We start from the raw sequence: 21,217 nt of genomic DNA, 5'->3' as shown, positions 1-21,217 counted from the left end.
TTTCAGATTATTATTAATTACTAAATAAGTTGATTTTTTTATGAATTCGATTTGTTAGAATATTAGAAAACACCAATTAGTAGTTTTTCAATTTGAAAAGGGATACTAATTGATGTTAACTTTTTTAAGTACAATAACTTGTTTTATATGAGACAATTAATCTAATTTTTCTATTTAAACTGAAAAATAGTTACTGATAGAGGAGACAGTGTAACCTCAGCTGAATAATCTTTACCATTCCAAGGGTCTTTTTTAATGGTAATTTGTTTTTTGTTTGAAACACCACTACCACCAAATGCTTTAGCATCACTGTTAAACAGTTCTTTTAGTTTACCATTTACAGGAATACCAATTTTATAATTTTCGCGAACCGTTGGTGTTAAATTACAAATAACCACAACATCATCTTTAGATTCATAACCTTTTCTCATGTAAGACATCACACAGTTTTCATGGTCGTCGTAACTAATCCATTCAAAACCTTCACCTGTAAAGGCTTTTTCATATAAAGCTGGTGTTGTTCTGTATACTTTGTTTAACTCTTTAAAGTAATTTTGAAAGTTTTTATGTGGTTCGAATTCTAATAAATTCCAGTTTACACTGCCTTGAAAATCCCATTCGTCATACTGAGCAATTTCGCCACCCATGAAGTTTAATTTGGTGCCAGGGTGTGTAAACATATAACCGTAAAGTAAACGCAAGTTTGCAAAACGTTGCCACTCGTCTCCAGGCATACGGCCTAGAATAGAGTTTTTACCATATACCACCTCATCGTGAGAAAGGGGTAACATAAAATTCTCTGAGAAGGCATAAGCTAAACTAAAGGTAATATCATTTTGGTGATATTTTCTGTATACAGGATCTTTAGAAAAGTAATCTAAAGTATCGTGCATCCAACCCATCATCCATTTCATTCCAAAACCTAAACCACCTAAAAACACGGGTTTTGACACGCCTGGGAATGCTGTAGATTCCTCGGCAATGGTTTGTACATCTGGAAACGATGCGTATATTTCTTGATTTAATTCTTTTAAGAAATCTATAGCTGCTAGGTTTTCGCGACCACCATAAATGTTTGGTTCCCATTCGCCATCTTCACGAGAGTAATCTAAAAATAACATCGATGCTACAGCATCTACACGCAAGCCATCGGCATGGTATTGATCCATCCAAAAGGCAGCGTTACTTATTAAAAACGATTTTACTTCGTTACGTTCATAATTAAAGATTAAACTTTTCCAGTCTTGATGATAACCTTTTCTTGGGTCCGGATGTTCGTATAAGTTCGAGCCATCAAAAAAGCCTAAACCGTGAGCATCTTCTGGAAAATGTGATGGTACCCAATCTAAAATTATTCCAATATCATTTTGGTGAAGTTTATCTACCAGGTATTTAAATTCTTCAGGATAACCAAATCGAGACGATGGTGCAAAATACCCAGTAAGTTGGTAACCCCACGATGGATCGTAAGGATATTCCATAATAGGCATAAGCTCTACGTGTGTAAAATTCATGTCTTTTACATACTTCACTAAATCGTCTGCTAATTCAAAATAAGATAAAAAACGGTCTTCTTCAACTTGTCTTTTCCAAGAACCTAAATGAACTTCGTAAACCGAGTAAGGTGCATCTAAAGCGTTTTTTTCTTTACGCTTTTTCATCCAATCTTTATCTTTCCATTTATAAGAATCGTCCCAAACAATAGAAGCTGTTTTTGGAGGATGCTCACAACGGCGTGCATATGGATCGGCCTTTTCGGTTTTTATATCGTTATTATTACTCTGTATTTTATATTTGTAGGCGTTACCTTTAGTAACAAGCGGAATAAAACCTTCCCAAATACCACTAGAATCCCAACGTACATTTAATTGATGCTCGCCTTCCATCCAGAAGTTAAAATCGCCTATTACAGACACTTGTTTTGCTGTGGGTGCCCAAACGGCAAAATACGTACCTTCAATACCATCTACGGTTACTAAATGCGACCCCATTTTTTCGTAAAGTCTGTAATGTTTTCCGGCTTTAAAAAGGTTTATGTCGAATTCTGTAAATAAACTATACGGTTTTACTTGTGCCATAAAATTATGTTGTTAATTCCTGTTTAAAGGAAAATTATGTCGTTTTTTAATATGGGATTTAAACCCTTAAGTTTTACTTGTTAATCTTGAAAATGTGAAAAGGCATAGTAGGGTGTAACTCTACGTAATTCCATTCATTATGCCAATTATAACGGCTATCGGTAATTAAATCGTGCATTTCTAGATTGTGTCCGGCATGCACCGCTAAATCTTGCAAAGGCATTTGTATGTTAGCTTGTTGCGAGTTGTGCGGATCTAAACTAATAACTACTAAAACCTCATTAGTTCTATCATCGTTCCATTTATAGAAAGCTATTAAATTATCATTCTGTATGTTACAGAATTTAATATTATTAGTTTGCTGTAAGGCTTCGTTATGGTTTCTAATAAAGTTGATTTTCGAAATTATAGTGGTTAGCTTGTTTTTAAGTTCCCAATCGTAATGTGTTATTTGGAATTTTTCAGAATTTAAATACTCTTCTTTTCCTAATAAAGAATCGGAAAGCATGTATTCGAAAACCGGCCCATAAATACCAATACTAGAACTTAAAGTAGCAGCAAGTGCGTAACGCTGAATATGTTTAGATTCGTTAGCGCCTTGTAAATGATATGGATTAATATCTGGCGTGTTTGGCCAAAAATTAGGTTGCATATATTCTTTTAGTTCGCTTTGCGTAAGCTCTTCTACATATTCTGTGATTTCATGTTTGCTTTCGCGCCATGTAAAATAGGTGTACGATTGTGTGTAACCTTGTTTAGCAAGCTGTTTCATTACTTTTGGAGCTGTAAAAGCTTCGGCTAAAAAAATAACATCGGGATGTTTTGCTTTTACTTCAGAAATAATCCAATTCCAGAAATAGAAAGGTTTTGTGTGTGGGTTATCAACTCTAAAAATGTTAATACCACAATCTACCCAATATAGCATAACATCTAAACACTCGTTCCAAAGGGCTTTATAGTCTTCACTTTCCCAATAAATAGGAAGAATGTCTTGATATTTTTTTGGCGGATTTTCAGCATATTGAACGGTACCATCTGGTCGCCATTTAAACCATTTTGGATGATCTTTTACCCAAGGATGATCTGGTGCGGCTTGTAAGGCGTAATCCATAGCAATTTCAAGGTTGTTATCTTTTGCTGTTTGTATAAGCGCTTTAAAATCGTCGATATTCCCTAGCTGTGGATGGATGTCTTTATGCCCGCCATATTGCGAACCAACACCCCATGTAGAACCAACATCACCTTCTTTAGCTTCTGTAGTATTGTTTTTTCCTTTACGGTTAACTTCTCCAATTGGGTGGATAGGTGGTAGGTAAACCACATCAAACCCCATGTTTTTTACTCTTGGTAATAAGCGTGCGCAATCGTTAAAAGTGCCGTGAACACCTTTGTGCTCCGACGCTGAACGCGGAAAAAACTCGTACCATGTACTAAATCTTGCTTTTTTTCTATCTACATAAGCTTTGTATGTTGTAGAGGTATTGGCAAGTGTTTTAATTGGGTTTTGGAAGAAAATATTATAAAGTCTTTCTTTTACTGCTTCAGAAATGGCTTCGCCATAACTATTTTCATCTTTAAAAATTTGCTGTAAATGCTCTAAATACTGTTTGTCTTCAGCGTTTACTTTATTTAAAAGGGGCTCGATATATTCTGCACCTTCTAATAATTCTGAAACCACGTGTTGGCCATCGTTTATTTTGCGAATTAAACCGTATCTCCAGTTTAAAGCATAATCTACCCAGGCTTCTACTTTATAGCTATAAAACCCTTGTTTTTGTACACTAAAGGATGCTTTCCACTCATCATTAGAAGTAAGCATCATTCGGGTTTCTTGCCATGTTTTATCATTTTCGTGTTTGTAAAGTATGGCAGCTCCTAAAACATCATGACCATCGGCCATAATATGTGCATCTACACTTACAATTTCATTTACTACACGTTTAATATAAAAGTCGCCACCGTTTACAGTTGGTGAAACATAATCAATTACAACTCTTTTTTGATTTTGCATTGTTTGCTTAGTTATGTATGGTAATCAATATTTTTTTAGTCAGATTCCTTTACCAGTTAAAGTTGTTTTAATTGGTAAAGGAACTTGATTTTTGGTTGCTATTTTGGTTAAATAACGTATCCTGAAGGTATGGTTGCAGCGTTTTTAACAACAACAATACCATCTTTAATAAAGTACATGTCTGTTTCTTTATCTTCTAAATGTTTTCCGCCGTTAATACGAACATCATCACCAATACGACAGTTTTTATCTAAAATACAGTTTTTAATAAAGCAGCGTTCTCCTATTCCGGTAAGGACTTTAATACGGTTGTTTTCTATTTCATCTAAGGTTTCGTAGAAATCGCTGCCCATCATGTAGGTGTTAATTACGGTAGATTCTTTACCAATTCTAGATCGAATACCAATTACAGATTTTTCAATTTTTGCAGCACCAATAATACAACCTTCAGAAACTACAGCTCTGTCTAAAACAGTGCCTGCTATTTTTGTGGTAGGTAACATTCTAGCATGCGTATAAATACGTTTTTTTTCATCGTATAAATCAAACTGAGGAATGTCGTCGGTTAAGCCTAAGTTCGCTTCGAAGAATGAGTCTATATTTCCAATATCGGTCCAGTACCCTTCATATTGGTAACTTAAAGTTTTATGATCGTGTATAGATTGCGGAATAATCTCTTTACCAAAATCTATAGTATCTGGGTTTTGCATAAGTTTAATTAGCAAATCTTTGTTGAAAACATAAATACCCATTGAAGCTAGATAGTTACGGTTTTGTCCTTTCATTTCTTCGCTTACTTCCGAAGTCCATTCTGGTAATAATTCGGCATCGGGTTTCTCTATAAATGATGTAATCACGTTTTCATCATTCGCTTTTAAAATACCGAAAGATGTGGCGTCTTTTGCATTTACAGGAATGGTTGCAATAGATATTTCGGCATTAGAGGCTTCATGAGCTTCAATCATTTTATCGTAATCCATTTGATATAATTGATCTCCCGAAAGGATTAAAGCATATTCAAAATCGTGACTTAAAAAATGATGCATGCTCTGTCTAACCGCATCGGCAGTACCTTGAAACCAAGTTTTACTTTCTGGAGTTTGTTCGGCAGCCAGTACATCTACAAAAGCACTACTAAAAAAACTGAAGTGATATGTGTTTTTAATGTGTTTGTTAAGTGATGCTGAGTTAAATTGAGTTAACACAAAAATACGCTTAATATCTGCGTTAATACAGTTAGAGATTGGTATATCTACAAGTCTATATTTTCCGGCAATAGGAACTGCAGGTTTAGATCTTTTATCGGTTAATGGGTAAAGTCTGGATCCTTGGCCGCCTCCTAAAACAATGGCTAAAACTTTGTTGTTTATCATATTTTTAGTTTTTTAGTGCTTAGTTGTTAGTTATATTATTGATTCGTATAGTGTTTCTACTTGTTTTGCAATGGCTACCCAGTCAAAATAATCTTCAACACGTTTTCTGCCATTTTTTGCCATGGTTTCTCTTAAGTTTTTATCATTGATAACTTGGTTAACTCCTTGAGCTAAATCTCTCGAGAATTTATCGGGATCAATAGGTTCAAAAGGCGCTTCGGTTTGTTGTTCTAACGGAATTAAAAGTCCGGTTTCACCATGTACAACCACTTCTTTAATACCACCAACAGCGCTTGCTACAACGGCAGTGTTACAAGCCATAGCTTCAATGTTTATAATACCAAAAGGCTCGTAAATAGAAGGGCAACAGAATACAGCAGCATGAGAATATAGCTGTATAATTTCTTCCTTAGTTACCATTTTATCAATCCAAATTACGTTTTCACGTGTTTTTTTAACTGCGTTTACAGCGTTTTTCATTTCTTCACCAATTTCTGGTGTATCTGGTGCGCCTGCACATAGTACAATTTGAGTATCTGGATCTATATATTTTATAGCGTTTACTAAATGGATAATTCCTTTTTGGCGTGTAATTCTACCAACAAAAAGTACATAGGGTTTAGTTTTATCAACACCGTAAGTATCTAGGGTTGCTGTTTCACTTGTTTCTATGTATTGTTCTAGGTTAATACCATTGTAGATAACGTGTACTTTACTTTCGTCTACATCAAAATGTTTAAGAACATCTTCTTTGGTTTCTTTTGAAACTGCTATAAGTGCATCGGCCATTTCAATAGCTGTTTTTTCTACCCAAGAAGAGGCATCGTAACCGCGACCTAATTGTTCGCGTTTCCATGGGCGTAAAGGCTCTAAGGAGTGTGTGGTGATCACTAATGGTGTGCCGTAACAAAGTTTAGCTATAATACCAGCAAAATGAGCATACCAAGTATGGCAATGCACAACATCGGCATCAATAGGCTCTGTGTTCATTTGTATACCGGTGCTTAATGTTTTAAATACCGATTTTAATTTATCGTCTGCACCATCAAAAATTGGGTTATCAAACGGGTAACCTTTTACACTTAAACTATCCGATTTCGAGTCTTGGTCTCCAAAACATCGAACATCGATTTTCATTAATTTGGACAGCTCATCGGCCAAATATTCAACATGTACGCCGGCTCCTCCGTAAACATACGGTGGAAATTCTCTTGTGTAAAAAAGTGCTTTCATTTAGTTGTTTTTGTTTTATAGGGTCGTTAGAGACATTTATTTCAAAACGGTTTGGAGCAGTTGTATTTTGAATATTTAAATGTATCATGAATAGGAATATCAATATAACCTGTTTAGTATCACAATAAAAGTAAAAACAATTTGTTTAATTGATTCTTTTTTTTCCTACAATTTTAAAAAAATATAAACATCATTTTTATATGCTATGTTTTGTTGTAAAAGCAACAAATCGATGCCTGAATTTTGAAAAATTGTTAGTAACTCTTAATGTGAAAAAATATTAATTAATTGGAAAATATTTTTAGAAAAACACCGTGTTGTTAAGTGTTTTTGCAAGTTTAATTATTAATAATAATTCCTATGTTATAAACATACAAAATTATTGTTAACAAATTTGGTCGAATTTTATTTTTGAAGAAAAATAGGTGTTAAGGAGTTTAATCGAAATATTCAATAATTAATTTTACTTAATCACCAAAAGGCTTGAAGAATAGTGATTGTTTTTCTTTAGTATTGAAGGAAAAAAAGGACAGCCGTATATTAGGCCATAAAATTTATGGAATTAGTGGTGTGTGTGATTGTAAATAACAAGGAGTTATGCGTTGAAGGCAAAAACAATTCAACTTTAAATAATACCAATTCAACCTTTTTTTATCCCATTTGATATTATTGTATTTTTTATCCCATCCATTTTTATTCAAATTTGTTATATCAAAAAATCGAACAGTTATGAATACAATCATTAAAACGCTTATTATTTTTTTTATAAGTATGGTTTCGGCTTATGCTCAAAACGATATTTCTGGCTATATCTTAGATGATAGTAAAAAGCCTTTAGAGTTTGCCAATGTTATACTACATAATGCAATTTCAAAAGAAACTGTTACGGGCGTTATTTCTTCCGAAGAAGGATTCTATAAATTTGAAAATATTGAAAACGGCAATTACTATCTCGAAATTTCGGTATTGGGTTTTAAAATGAAACGGTCTAATACTTTTCTGTTAGAAAATAATTCTGAAACTATGGATTTTACCTTAGCTGAAGATGTTTTAGATGAAATTGTAATTACCCATAAACGCCCTGTAATTAGGCAAACGGCCGAGAAATTGATTATAGATTTGGAACAATCAGAAATGATAAATTCTAATTTACAAGATATTATGCGTGGCGTGCCAGGAATTATTGTAACCAATAATGGTATTAGTTATGCTGGGCAAAGTAATATTAGAATTTTGATAAACGGAAAAACTACCGATTATATGGACATGGATACGCTGTTGCGTGATATGCCTGCCGATAATATAGCTAAAGTAGAGCTGGTAGAGCAGCCAGGTGCAGAGTTTGATGCTACAGGCTCTGGGCCAATTATTAATATTATTTTAAAGAAAAACGTAAAATTAGGTACACATGGTAGTGTGTCTACTTGGGTTGGTGAAGATGAAGGCTTTGAGCATGGTACAAGTGCATCTATTGCTAGTTATAAAAACAAGTTAAATTGGCAAGCTAGTACAGGTTATTCGAGCCCGACATGGCGAGAAGATTTGTTTCTTAATAGAAGCGTTGGAAACGAAAACTACAACCAAGCAACTATTGAACCTTATAATCCAAAAACGTTTAGAATTAGTGGTAGTATTGATTATTACATTAATGATAAACATTCTATTGGTTTTGGAGTTAAAAACAGTAACACAAATTCTGATAGAGTTGCAAACAGTGCAAATATTATAACCACAGCGAGCACTATAGATTTTTTGTATTCTGAAAATAGTTTTAATCGTGACCAAAAAGTATTTAATATCAATCCGTATTATGAGTTTAAAACAGAAGGACATAAACTTACCGCCGATTTTAATTATGTAGATTATAAAAACGATAATAGAAACACATTGGCATCTGTAAACGGTAGTACTATTGCTTACACAAACCAAAGGTATTTACAAGACGGAAATTACCAAATTAAAACCTATAAGAGTGATTATGTTCGTACGCTTTCCGAAGATTTTAAACTAAGTGTTGGTGCAAAATATTCTCAGGTAAATACAGATAGCGATTTGCAATCTTTTAGTGAAAATGAAGATGGTGATTTTGAGTTTAATAACGCAGCAAGCAATATTTTTTTGGTAGACGAAAACATTTTTGCACTATACTCTAAAATTAACATCACAGAAGGTAAATGGTCTTTTTCTGGTGGTTTACGCTTTGAGGATAGCAATACAAAAGGGACATCTAGCAGTGATAATGAAACACGAGAACGGAAAATTTCTAAGCTTTTCCCAAGTGCGGCATTAAGCAGAAAAATAAATAAAAATTTAGCAGCAAGTCTAGCTTATAGCTACCGTATTAGCAGGCCTAGTTATAATACTTTAAACTCCTTTGTTACGTATTACGATCCATTATCGTCAGATGTTGGTAACGAAAATTTAAAACCATCATTCACCAATAAATATCAATTTAATTTAACTTTCGATGGGCAACCATTTTTTGCAATAGCTTACAGCGAAACTAAAGATGATATGTTTCAGTTTGTTTCTCAAGATAATGAAACTGCACAAATAGAGCGTACAACTATTAATTTAAGCGATAGTAAAAACTGGAATTTTAGACTATTTGGTCCTTTAAGTTTTATAAATAATGTAGAAGGATATACGGGAATAATTGTGAGTCAGAATAAATTTGGATCTGCCACTAATAATTTAAATTTAGAAAAATTGAGCTTAATTTGGTTTACTCAAGCTAGTTACGAGCTACCATGGAAAATTAATGCAGAAGTTAGTGGAAACTACGGAACAGGGGCCTTAGAAGGAGGTCTTGATACCGATTGGTTTGCCGATTTAAATTTTTCTTTAGGTAAAAAGTTTTTAGACGATAAACTAAAAGTAAATTTAGCGCTTAGTAAAATTTTAAATAGAGGGTTTGTTGGGGTTATAGATTATAATGGATTGTATGCAGAAGTAGAGAGTAATCAATCTAGGCAGAATATTCAATTAAGATTATCGTATAGTTTTGGGTCTAAATTTGGAAAAAAGACAAGTAGAAGAAACGCTTCTGAAGATGAAGAAAACAGAATTAATGATAATAATTAATATGTTTGTATAATTATGAATAAAAAAATAAATAGAACCGATTTTCTAATTTTAGGCGTTTATTTTTTGGTGTCGTTTATTATTCAAGGCAAGTATTATATTGAGCGTGATGCGTTGCTGAGAGAATATTTAATCGATTTTCCTGTCGAGATTATAAGTGTTACAAGTGTTATTTTTTTATTTACATTTTGGTTAATACCAAAAGTAGTTGTTCAAAAAAAATACGTTTTGTTTATAATTTACGGCGTTTTAATTTTACTTATTATTTCTGGAATCGATTATACTATAGGCTTTTGGACAGGGGCTAACGATTGGGCAAAATTCCCTAAGGGTATCGATTTTGTTTTACAAATGATTAGTTTGGGAACTCAGCAATCGGCCTTTCCATTTGCTTTATTTTTAACTAAAAAGTTTTATGAAGGGCAAACCGAATATTTAAAAATTGAAAAACAACAAAAAGAAAACGAGCTTAAATTACTCCGTTCACAAATAGATCCGCATTTTTTGTTCAATAATTTAAATACCCTAGATGCTCTTATTGATCGTGATACGTTAAAAGCTAAAGAGTATATTAATAGGTTGTCGCTTATTTACAGGTACTTAATAAAAACTAAAGATGCTGAGGTAATGGAATTAGCCGAAGAAATTGAGCTAGCTGAAAATTATATGTTTTTAATTAAAACACGTTTTGCAACAGATTACGATTTTAAAATAGAAAAGAAAATTGATATTGAAGATAAGTTTATACCAACAGGAGCAATACAAACATTACTAGAAAATGTGGTGAAACATAATAAACCCGTTGACGGTAGTGCTATAAAAACGGTAATTTATATTGATGAAAATGAATTAACGGTTGTTAACACGAAGTCTAATATTATATCTAAAAACGAATCGTTTGGAACGGGTTTAGAGAACTTGAAAACACGTTATAAATTCTTATCAGATAAAGAGGTTGTTATTATTGATACAGAAGAGGAATTTAAAATAGCAATTCCGATTATTAATTTAGTTGAAGAAAATTGAAAACAGTATGAAGATTTTAATTTTAGAAGATGAAATACCAGCATACCAAAAGTTGCTATCCTTTGTAAACGATTATTTTGAAGATGAAATTCCTCACGATTGGGCGCGCTCTGTAAGTGAGGGAAAACTGATGTTGACGAATAATACTTACGATTTTATTCTATCGGATATTCAGCTGTTAGACGGGCTTTCTTTCGATTTGTTTAATGATGTTTCCATAAATACGCCTATTATCTTCTGTTCTGCTCACGATGATTATTTATTTCAAGCTTTTAATACCAATGGTATTGCTTATATCTTAAAACCATACACGCAGTTGGATTTTAAAAGAGCTATCGAGAAATACCAATCATTATTTAAACAAGGGCATTACACGGCATTAAATCAAGAAACAATAAGCGAGCTAAAATCAGCTTTAAAAGAAGAGCACACCAGTTATAAAAAACGATTTGTAATAAAGAAGTCGAAAGGCATTCAGTTATTAAGTGTTTCAGAAATAGTAAAAATAGAAGCCTCTGGCGATTTCTGCATGGCAACCGATTTAAAAGGGAAACGCCATACTATTTCTCAAAATTTAGGAGCTATTCACAGTCAATTACACCCAAGTAAATTTTTTAAAATAAATAGAAGTGAAATTATCAGTATCGATGGTATCGAAAATATAGAAAGTCATTTTAAAAATCGTTTATTAATTACAGTAACAGGAATTAAAGACAAAGTGATGACGAGTTCGTCAACAACTTCCGATTTTAGAAGGTGGTTGGAGCAGTAAAAAAATCTCTTTGTAAAAAGGGAGCTTGCATGTTTTAATAATGAATAATATCAAAACTTAAAACTCCTACAGAAGCAGGAGTTTTAATATAAATTAAGATCTTATAAAAGATTGTTTTTCTTAATTATAAGATGTCTTTATTTTTAATCATTCAACTTTAAAACAGCCATAAACGCTTGTTGAGGTATTTCTACATTACCAACTTGACGCATACGTTTTTTACCTTTTTTCTGTTTTTCAAGTAGTTTTCTTTTACGAGAAATATCACCACCATAACATTTTGCTGTTACATCTTTCCTGAGGGCTTTAATTGTTTCTCTCGAAATAATTTTTGCACCAATAGCCGCCTGAATTGGAATATCGAATTGTTGACGTGGAATTAATTCTTTTAATTTCTCACACATTTTCTTACCAATATTCTGTGCGTTATCGGCGTGAATTAAGGCAGAAAGCGCATCAACAGTAAGTGCATTTAATAAAATATCTAAACGTACTAATTTTGATTCTTTCATTCCGATAGGATGGTAATCGAAAGAAGCATAACCTTTAGAAACTGTTTTTAAACGATCGTAAAAATCGAATACAATTTCTGCAAGAGGCATTTCAAAAGTTAACTCAACACGTTCTGGTGTTAAATACGTTTGATTAAGAACGATACCACGTTTTTCAATACAAAGAGACATCACATTACCAACAAAATCAGATTTTGTAATAATAGTAGCCTTAATATAAGGTTCCTCAACACGATTTACTGTGGTAGGTTCCGGTAAATCCGACGGGTTATTTACAATAAAAGCTTCGTTCGGGTTTTTGTTTGTGTAAGCATGGTAAGATACATTGGGAACAGTAGTAATTACCGTCATATCGAACTCACGTTCTAAACGTTCTTGTATAATTTCCATGTGTAACATTCCTAAGAATCCACAACGGAAACCAAAACCTAAAGCTGCAGAACTTTCTGGAGCAAACACTAACGAGGCATCGTTAAGTTGTAGCTTTTCCATAGAGTTTCTAAGCTCTTCGTAATCTTCAGTATCTACAGGGTAAATACCAGCAAATACCATTGGTTTTACGTCTTCAAAACCTTCTACAATATTTGTAGTAGGGTTAGCAAAATCGGTAATAGTATCACCAACTTTTACTTCCTTAGCGGTTTTAATACCTGTAATTAAGTAACCTACATCTCCAGTTTTTACGCTTTTTTTAGCAACTTGAGTTAGTTTTAAAGTTCCAACTTCGTCTGCATAATATTCTTTATCTGTAGCAACAAATTTAATTTTTTGTCCCTTTTTTATTTCACCATTAAAAACTCTAAAATACGTTTCAATACCTCTAAAAGTATTGTAAACCGAGTCGAAAATTAAGGCTTGTAAAGGTGCGTCAGGATCTCCTTTTGGAGCAGGAACACGATCGATAATAGCTTTTAAAATATTCTCGACACCAAAGCCTGTTTTTCCACTAGCGTGAATAACTTCTTCTGGATCGCAACCTAATAAATCTACAATATCATCGGTAACCTCCTCTGGGTTTGCACTTGGTAAATCTACTTTATTTAACACCGGAATAATCTCTAAATCATTCTCTAAAGCTAAGTATAAGTTAGAAATAGTTTGTGCTTGTATACTTTGTGCGGCATCTACAATTAGAAGCGCACCCTCGCAGGCAGCAATAGATCTAGAAACCTCATAAGAGAAATCTACGTGGCCAGGAGTATCAATTAAATTTAATATATATTTTTCACCATCTAACTCATAATCCATTTGGATGGCGTGCGATTTTATGGTAATGCCACGTTCGCGCTCCAAATCCATACTATCAAGTAGTTGGGCTTGTTGCTCTCTAGCTGTTACAGAGCCTGTAAAATCTAACAAACGGTCGGCAAGTGTGCTTTTTCCGTGGTCAATATGTGCAATAATGCAAAAGTTTCTAATGTTCTTCATAATCAACAGTCTTCAAAAAATCGAAGATTTGCCAAAGATAGCTGTTTTCATTGAGTTTTACGATTAGACTTTTTAGGTTTCTTACATTGTTTCGATTTCAATTTAATATGAAGTAAAAATTAATCGTCACTTTCGTGTGCTTTTAAATCTTCAGTTAAATCTAATTTCCTAAAAGAAGGAGAAGCTAAACCTGTGGCAACCACAGTAATTAATGTCATGGTGCCTCCAAAAACCACAGCAGTAACGGCGCCGAAAAATTTCGCGGTAACGCCGCTTTCAAAAGCGCCCAACTCGTTTGAAGATCCTACAAACATAGAGTTTACTGAGGATACACGACCACGCATATGGTCGGGTGTTTTTATCTGAAAAATGGTTTGTCTAATCACCATAGACACACCATCTGTCATGCCGCTAAAGAATAAGGCTATTGCTGAAACCCAAAATATATTAGATAACCCGAATACAATAATACAGACTCCAAAACCGAAAATAGCCACTAATAATTTCATGCCTGCATTTTTACTTATCGGAATATATGCTGTAATCAGCATAGTTATAAAAGCGCCAACGGCTGGTGCGGCACGTAATACACCAAAACCTTCGCTGCCTACTTTTAAAATATCTTGAGCAAAAACAGGAAGTAGTGCAATGGCTCCACCAAAAAGTACGGCAACCATATCTAAAGTCATGGCACCTAAAATGGCTTTGGTTTTGAACACAAAACGCACACCTTCTTTTAAGCTGTCTATTACAGGTTCGCCTATTTTAGGGTTTAAAATAGGTTTACGTTTTATTTGTAATAAGATAAAAAAGGACATAAGGATGAGTCCGAATATGATGCATAGCGACCAATGTACTCCAATCCAACCGATGGTAAAACCTCCTAAAGCGGGGCCTAAAACACCTGCCATTTGCCAGGTTGAACTGTTCCATGTGGCGGCGTTTGGATATACTTTTTTAGGAACAATTAAAGCTACAAGAGAAAAGATTGTAGGTCCAAAAAAGGAACGTAAAAAACCTCCAAAAAAGACTAAGGCGTAAATGGAATATAAAATGCTTTTAGAACCCCAATCACCAACAATTTTATCCCAAGTAAGCATGAATAGCCCAAAACTAATTAGAGAAAAAGCAGCAATACAAGTAGCTAAGAGATTTCGTTTTTCTTTTTGATCTACAATATGTCCTGCAAAAAGAGCCATGGTAAAGGCCGGTATAATTTCCATTAAACCAATAATGCCAAGAGATAAAGGGTCTTTTGTAAGGCTGTAAACTTGCCACTCAATAACAATAAACTGCATAGACCAACCAAAAACTAGTAGAAAGCGGACTAATAAAAATATATTGAATTCTTTAATACGCAATGCTGCGTAGGGATCAGTTTTTGCCATGATTACCTTCCTGCGAAGACAGGAATTTTAGTTTTAACTTGCAATAGTAACTACTAAGGTTTTAAGCCTTAATATCACGTATTTTCATTTGTAAGCTTATATTACCTTGCCATTCGTTTTCGTCTATAGAATAAACAGCTTTAAATGGCTTGCCGTTTGAAATAATTTCAAATTTATCTGCCATACTAAAACCAATACCAACAACATTTTTAGATGTGCCGGCTTGCGTAGCTGTTAATCTTAAATGAGTTTGATCTGCACCAACTGGTTTTCCGTAGCCTGTATCAATTAGGTTTTCGGTTAAAAAAACAGGTGTCATATTACTGGGGCCGTAAGGAGCAAATTGTTTTAAAATTCTATTAAATTTAGGTGTAATGTTGTCTAAATCTATTTCTAAATCTATTTTTATTTCGGGTGTAAGTAAGTTTCTATCTATAGTTTTAGAAACCTCGTCTTCAAAAGCTTGTTTAAAGGCTTCGTAGTTTTCTTCTTTTAATGTTAATCCTGCCGCGTATTTGTGTCCACCAAATTGTTCAATATGTTCGGCGCAAGCTTCCAAGGCATTGTAAACATCAAAACCTTTTACCGAACGTGCCGAAGCTGCTAAAAACTCACCGCTTTTAGTGAAAACCAAAGTTGGTCTATGGTAGGTTTCGGTTAATCTAGAAGCTACAATACCAATAACGCCTTTATGCCAATCTTTATCGTAAACAACTGTGGTTAGGCGGTCTTGTTCTTTATTTTTTTCAATTTGAACAAGTGCTTCTTCTGTTATTCTTTTATCTGTTTCGCGACGCTCAAGATTGTAATCGTTAATTTCTGCGGCATATTTAGTCGCTAACTCATCATCTTCCTCGGTTAATAAGGTTACCGCATAATTACCATGTTTCATACGGCCGGCAGCATTAATACGTGGTGCTACAATAAATACAACATCGGTTATGGTTAGTTCTGTTTTTTCTACTTGCGCTAAAATGGCTTTAATTCCTGGTCGAGGATTGGTGTTAATAACTTGTAAACCAAAATAAGCAAGAACACGGTTTTCACCATCTATAGGAACAATATCTGCTCCAATAGCCGTGGCTACTAAATCTAAATATTCGGTTAAATCTTCGGCTGTTTTCCCTTCTTTAGAAGCTAAGGCTTCAATAAGTTTAAAGCCTACACCGCAGCCACAAAGTTCTTTATATGGGTAGTTGCAATCTTCTCGCTTTGGATCTAAAACGGCTGCCGCATCTGGAATTTTAGCACCTGGTCGGTGGTGGTCGCAGATAATAAAATCTATACCCAATTCTTTGGCGTGTGCCACTTTATCTATGGCTTTAATACCGCAATCTAGAGCAACTATTAAAGTGAAATTATTTTCTAGTGCAAAGTTTATTCCTTTGTTAGATACACCGTAACCTTCATCATACCTGTTTGGGATATATGTGTAAACCAAATTATGTATCGATTTAAGGTAGGTAGACATAAGCGCCACAGAGCTCGTGCCATCTACATCGTAATCGCCGTAAACCAAAATGTTTTCGTTGTTTGCTATTGCTTTTTCTATACGTGCCACAGCTTTGTCCATATCTTTCATTAAGAATGGATCGTGTAAATCTGTTAAACTGGGGCGGAAAAAAGTTTTTGCTTCTTCAAAAGTTTTAATGCCACGTTGCAAAAGTAATATTGCGGTGGTAGCGTCTACATTTAGTGCTTTTTGCAAAGCTTCAGTTTCTTCTGCCTGTGGTTTTTCTTTTAATGTCCAACGCATTTTGTGTTTCTTTAAGAGGTTTCAAATGTAATTAAAACTTTATACTTTAAAGGGCTTCGTATAAAATACTAACAATTATAGAACCGTATTACTTATGTGATTTAACTTAGTACTAGCGATTTTTATTGCGTTTATTATACTTAAAAATATTATTTTGAATGAAAGTGTGTTTCGATGGTTAGTTCTGAAAATTGACGGAACATTTCCATAACACCACAATACTTTTCAATAGATAAATCGACTGCTTTTTGAAGCTTTTTTTCATTTAAGTCATTGCCGTAAAAATGAAAGCGCATAGCAACTTTATCGTAATATTTTGGGTGCTCTTCGGTTAGGTTGGCTTCGGTTTCTATTTTAAAATCGTCGACCTCTAATTTCATTTTTTTAATTAATGATGCTACATCTAACCCAGAGCAACCTGCTAAGCCAGATAACATCAATGCTTTTGGACGGTAACCTTCGCTTTTTCCGCCGTTTTCTTCACCTGCATCTATAAAAAGATTGTGTCCTGATGGGTTTGTGCTTTCAAATCTCATTTCGCCTAACCAGGTTGTAGTAACTAAATTTTTCATTTTTCTTAATTTGTTTGCTCAAAAATAGTATAAAATAATGTAAAAATGCTTTTCTTAAAATAGAGCAGTAAGGTTTCAATACCCATTCAATACCGTACAAAATCTGCTAATATCTTCTTCTGTATGGGCTGCACTAATTACAATTCTACTCATTATAGGAGATGTTTCATCGGGATACCTAAAACTAGTTATTATAATGTTATTATTTTCGAGATGTTTATTTAATTGTTCATTAGAAAAGCTAAAAGCAGGATGTGTTTTCATCCATTTAAACCTTTCAAGGTTTTCTATATTGTTTATGAAATAATCGATGTTATGTTTTAGCGTTTTTCGTTTCGCATTATAGATGTTTTCTGCGCTAGCTATGGTTGCTAGATTAGCAGGAGCGGCAGGGCTAGAACCTCCAAAAAACGGCGTGCTTTCTAATTTATTAATTCTATACTTAGACCCGAAAATAGCACCAGCTTGAATTCCGAAACCTTTCCCTAAGGAGCAGCAAACTATAAGTTCTTTTGGGTTTAATGCCTCAATAGTTTTAAATACGCCACCACCATTTTTACCAGTAATACCGATGCCATGAGAATCGTCTACCACCAAAATAGTATTAGAAAGTGGTAACGATTTTAAACCTTCAAAATCAGGGAAATTTGTACCATGAAAATCTACAGCATCTAAAAAAACAACAGGGATTTCTTCTGTTTGGTTTGCTAAATGAAAACTTAAAATGGCTTTTAGCTCTCTATAAGACTGGGTTGATTTATTTTCTGTAATTGATAAATTTAATGCAGCATGTGTATTTGGAGCATAAAAAAAACTGTACTTTTCAGTGTTTAAACTTTGAGCAATAAGTTGTCCGGCTAAATACCCGGAAGACATGCTAACACAAGCTTCGCTGCCAACTAATTTAGATAAATAGCGTTCCGTTTCATCATATACATTTAGACGTACATTAGATTTTCGAGACGCACCATAATTTGTTCCATGTTTTCTAATGTTTTCAATAAATATATTTTGAAAATCCACATCGGTTTGTAGCCCCAAATAAGAGGTGCCACCAAAATAAAGGTAGTTTTTACCTTCAATTAAAATGTGGTTAGACGGAAAGGAATCTAAATTATAAGTCATTATTTTAAAGTTATGCCACTGCCTCCTAAAGTTGGGAAAATAACACTAGCATCTTCTTTAATAATTACACCATTTGCAATATCTTCTTTCAGTAAAAGAGCTCCATCCATATCAACATAATCTAGTTGAGGTATAAGTTGAGCAATGGCCGAAATACCAACGGTAGATTCCGTCATGCAGCCAACCATAACTTTTACGCCCATGGCTTTACCTTTTTTAATCATGCGCAAAGCAGGTGTTAATCCGCCACATTTGGTAAGCTTAATATTTATACCGCTAAAGTGATTTCCACAAGCTTCCACATCATTTTCTACAATGCAGCTTTCGTCTGCAATTACTGGTAAAACGCAATGCTTCATTACTTTTTTCATGCCTTCCCAGTCATCAGCTTTTAATGGTTGTTCTAGAAACTCAACACCTAACTCTTTTAAAAGCGGTGCGTTTTTAATAGTTTCATCTGCCGTCCAAGCACAATTAGCATCAATTCTAAAAACAGCATCACTTTCTTTTCTTAATGCTTTTACAATGTTAACATCATCGTTGGTGCCAAGTTTTATTTTGTAAATCGGCCATGGCATTTCTTTCATTTTAGCAACCATTTTATCGATACTCGCAATACCAATAGTGTAATTGGTTGTTGGGTATGTTTCTAAAGTTGTTTCCCAAATATCATAAAGTGGTTTACCTTCTAGTTTGCCGTATAAATCGTGAGCAGCTAAATCTAAAGCACAAATAGCAAAATTGGTTAAGCCTTTTTCAACTAAAAATGTATGAAAAACTTCTGGCGTTGTAAAGTTGAAGTTTTCAATTTCAGTTGAAATTGCGTTAATTTCTGCCGTCATGCTTTCAACAGTAATGTTGTAATATGGGTTGGATGTTGCTTCACCATAACCTGTTTTTCCGTTTAGGGTAAGACAAGCAATTAAGCTAGGTTGAATGTCGTGAGACTCTCTAGAAATGGTGAATGTATGTTTGAGTTTTAGGTTGTAAGCCTTTAATTGTATTTGCATTTATGAGTTTTTATAGAGAGTTGTGATATGTTGTAAAGGTTTATTGTTTTTCAGTAAGCGCTTTACCTTCAAAAGCTAATCCATCAAAACCTGTTTTCATAAAGTTTCTAATGTTTTGGTGGCCGTCTCCGTTTGGATCCTTTAGCACATCGTTAAAATAATATTGACCAAAACAAGCTAGTGTTTCCTCTTTTGTAAAACCTTCGTTTTTAGCAAAGGCAAATAATTTGCAAGAGCCAGAGTTTTCGCCTGCAGCATTTGTTAATTCCCCATTTGTAAAAGCGGTTGGTGTAAAATTGTATTTCGCTTCAAGAGTAGTTATAGTATCCGAAAAAGCAATGGTTTCCGGTGCGTTTTTTAATGTGCTTTTAAATAATTCTAATGTCATTTTTTTATTTCTTTTTTCCTCCAACAATAATTACAATTTCACCTTTTGGTGGTTTGTTGGTGTAATGTTCTAATACTTCTTTTGCGGTGCCGCGAATAGTTTCTTCGTATAGTTTTGTAAGTTCTCGAGATACAGAAACCTCTCGGTCTTCTCCAAAATACTCACAAAAATGGCCTAACGTCTTTATTAATTTATGCGGACTTTCGTAAAATATAATGGTTCTAGTTTCTTCAGCTAAAAGTAATAAACGTGTTTGGCGTCCTTTTTTTACTGGTAAAAAACCTTCGAATATAAATTTATCATTGGGTAGTCCAGAATTTACTAATGCCGGCACAAATGCTGTAGCACCTGGTAGGCAATCTACTTCAATACCATTTTCAATGCAGGCACGAGATAATAAAAATCCAGGATCGGAAATAGCAGGCGTTCCGGCATCGCTAATTAAAGCTACGGTTGTTCCACTTTTTAATTTCTGAATAATATTTTCAACCGTTTTATGCTCGTTATGCATATGGTGGCTTTGCATGTGAGTCGAAATTTCAAAATGCTTTAAGAGTTTTCCCGATGTTCGGGTATCTTCAGCTAAAATTAAATCGACATCTTTTAAAACTTCAACGGCTCTAAAAGTGATATCTTTTAAGTTGCCAATAGGTGTTGGTACTATATATAGTTTACTCATTATTCAAATTTGGCTTCAATAATTTCCAAAAAGCGGGTTTCAAATTCTTCTTTATCGTTCCAATTATTATAATCGGGTTTTACCATGGTATCGATAAATTCTTTGGCGTTTTTATAAGAAAGAAAGGTGTTTAGTTGCGAGATAACACGATCGTAATCTCCGACCTGACCGTCAAACAAATGTTTAATGAAGGCTATTTTATCATTCAAGCCAATTTTTAATCCGCCAGATTTAAGCTTATCGTTTAGCGATTTTTTATCGGTTAAAACATCGCCATCACTTTTATTCACAGGTTCAAAAACAGGTGTTTCTTCAAAGCCTAAAGTCAAATCTTCCAAATTATGTTTAACAACAGGTGTTTTTGGCTCTATTTTTTCAAATAAATCATCTACTTGCTGAGTTTCGTGTGGCATTTGCGCAACCATATCTTTAATGGTTTCCATTAATGGTTCGGTAATCTCTTCGTTTTGGTGATCTTCTAAGTTGGTGTAAATTTTATCGTCCTCCTCAATATTATCACTAATTTTATTGTTAAAAGCCGTGTCGAGCATGCTAAAAAACGACGAGTCGTTACCTATACTCGGGATACTATCTTCAAAATTTTCCTGAGCAAACTTTAAAACCGATAGCTTTTCAAACAACTCTTTTGCTTCGGTATGCATTTTAATTACATCTTCTTTACCTTTCAGTTTCAGAATTCTATGAGCTATACTTACAAGTTCAGATTCTAATTTCTTCTTCATTGTTTATAAATTTAAAATTTAAAGGTATTAAGGCGTTTG

The 21,217-nt window shown here is 33.9% G+C and carries 16 protein-coding genes; 3 read left to right on the top strand and 13 right to left on the bottom strand.

The annotated features are described in order from the left end of the window. Positions 1-170 precede the first annotated feature (170 nt). From glgB to glgA, 4 genes are all read right to left on the bottom strand, one after another. Complete coding sequence (glgB, locus tag V6246_RS09935; RefSeq protein WP_341560260.1) at positions 171-2,078, bottom strand: 1,4-alpha-glucan branching protein GlgB; 1,908 nt, start codon at positions 2,076-2,078, stop codon at positions 171-173. Positions 2,079-2,151: 73 nt separating this feature from the next. Beyond that, positions 2,152-4,089, bottom strand: a complete 1,938-nt coding sequence (locus V6246_RS09930; RefSeq protein ID WP_341560259.1) for an alpha-1,4-glucan--maltose-1-phosphate maltosyltransferase — start codon at positions 4,087-4,089, stop codon at positions 2,152-2,154. Between the two features lie 107 nt (positions 4,090-4,196). Continuing rightward, positions 4,197-5,462, bottom strand: coding sequence for a glucose-1-phosphate adenylyltransferase (locus tag V6246_RS09925; protein ID WP_341560257.1), 1,266 nt, complete (start codon positions 5,460-5,462; stop codon positions 4,197-4,199). A 30-nt stretch (positions 5,463-5,492) separates the two neighbouring features. Then, entirely contained in the window at positions 5,493-6,695 is a 1,203-nt protein-coding gene (glgA, locus tag V6246_RS09920; protein ID WP_341560256.1) for a glycogen synthase, read from the bottom strand. Between the two features lie 729 nt (positions 6,696-7,424). Here glgA and V6246_RS09915 point away from each other — a divergent pair. The 3 genes from V6246_RS09915 to V6246_RS09905 are packed head-to-tail and all read left to right on the top strand — an operon-like array spanning position 7,425 to position 11,577. Beyond that, positions 7,425-9,779 carry an outer membrane beta-barrel protein gene (locus V6246_RS09915; protein WP_341560255.1) on the top strand — a complete coding sequence of 785 codons (2,355 nt, stop codon included), beginning with the start codon at positions 7,425-7,427 and terminating at the stop codon, positions 9,777-9,779. A 15-nt stretch (positions 9,780-9,794) separates the two neighbouring features. After that, positions 9,795-10,805, top strand: a complete 1,011-nt coding sequence (locus V6246_RS09910) for a sensor histidine kinase (protein WP_341560253.1) — start codon at positions 9,795-9,797, stop codon at positions 10,803-10,805. A 7-nt stretch (positions 10,806-10,812) separates the two neighbouring features. Continuing rightward, positions 10,813-11,577, top strand: coding sequence for a LytR/AlgR family response regulator transcription factor (locus V6246_RS09905; protein ID WP_341560251.1), 765 nt, complete (start codon positions 10,813-10,815; stop codon positions 11,575-11,577). Between the two features lie 143 nt (positions 11,578-11,720). Here the strand turns inward: V6246_RS09905 and lepA are convergent, their stop codons facing one another. From lepA to V6246_RS09860, 9 genes are all read right to left on the bottom strand, one after another. Next, positions 11,721-13,517, bottom strand: a complete 1,797-nt coding sequence (gene lepA, locus V6246_RS09900; protein ID WP_159018744.1) for a translation elongation factor 4 — start codon at positions 13,515-13,517, stop codon at positions 11,721-11,723. 119 nt (positions 13,518-13,636) lie between these two features. Further along, a complete protein-coding gene (locus tag V6246_RS09895) occupies positions 13,637-14,905 on the bottom strand; it encodes an MFS transporter (RefSeq protein ID WP_159018743.1) in 1,269 nt (422 codons plus the stop codon). 61 nt (positions 14,906-14,966) lie between these two features. Beyond that, positions 14,967-16,661: a single-stranded-DNA-specific exonuclease RecJ gene (gene recJ, locus V6246_RS09890; protein WP_341560249.1), complete on the bottom strand. Its 1,695-nt coding sequence runs from the start codon at positions 16,659-16,661 to the stop codon at positions 14,967-14,969. Between the two features lie 149 nt (positions 16,662-16,810). Continuing rightward, on the bottom strand, positions 16,811-17,233 hold the full coding sequence (locus V6246_RS09885) for an OsmC family protein (RefSeq protein WP_341560247.1): 423 nt from the start codon (positions 17,231-17,233) through the stop codon (positions 16,811-16,813). 75 nt (positions 17,234-17,308) lie between these two features. Continuing rightward, entirely contained in the window at positions 17,309-18,358 is a 1,050-nt protein-coding gene (locus V6246_RS09880) for a pyridoxal phosphate-dependent aminotransferase family protein (protein ID WP_341560246.1), read from the bottom strand. After that, positions 18,358-19,368, bottom strand: a complete 1,011-nt coding sequence (locus V6246_RS09875; protein WP_341560244.1) for a dipeptide epimerase — start codon at positions 19,366-19,368, stop codon at positions 18,358-18,360. The genes V6246_RS09880 and V6246_RS09875 overlap by 1 nt, the downstream gene beginning before the upstream one ends. A 40-nt stretch (positions 19,369-19,408) precedes the next feature. Continuing rightward, on the bottom strand, positions 19,409-19,756 hold the full coding sequence (locus V6246_RS09870) for a HopJ type III effector protein (protein ID WP_341560243.1): 348 nt from the start codon (positions 19,754-19,756) through the stop codon (positions 19,409-19,411). Positions 19,757-19,760: 4 nt separating this feature from the next. Next, positions 19,761-20,435 (bottom strand): 16S rRNA (cytidine(1402)-2'-O)-methyltransferase, encoded by a 675-nt coding sequence (rsmI, locus tag V6246_RS09865; protein ID WP_074936626.1) that lies wholly within the window; start codon positions 20,433-20,435, stop codon positions 19,761-19,763. After that, positions 20,435-21,178, bottom strand: coding sequence for a hypothetical protein (locus V6246_RS09860; RefSeq protein WP_341560241.1), 744 nt, complete (start codon positions 21,176-21,178; stop codon positions 20,435-20,437). The genes rsmI and V6246_RS09860 overlap by 1 nt, the downstream gene beginning before the upstream one ends. Positions 21,179-21,217 lie beyond the last annotated feature (39 nt).

It is taken from the genome of Algibacter sp. TI.3.09 (assembly GCF_038154905.1).
Taxonomy (GTDB): domain Bacteria; phylum Bacteroidota; class Bacteroidia; order Flavobacteriales; family Flavobacteriaceae; genus Algibacter.
This window is presented reverse-complemented; position numbering and strand designations above follow the sequence as displayed.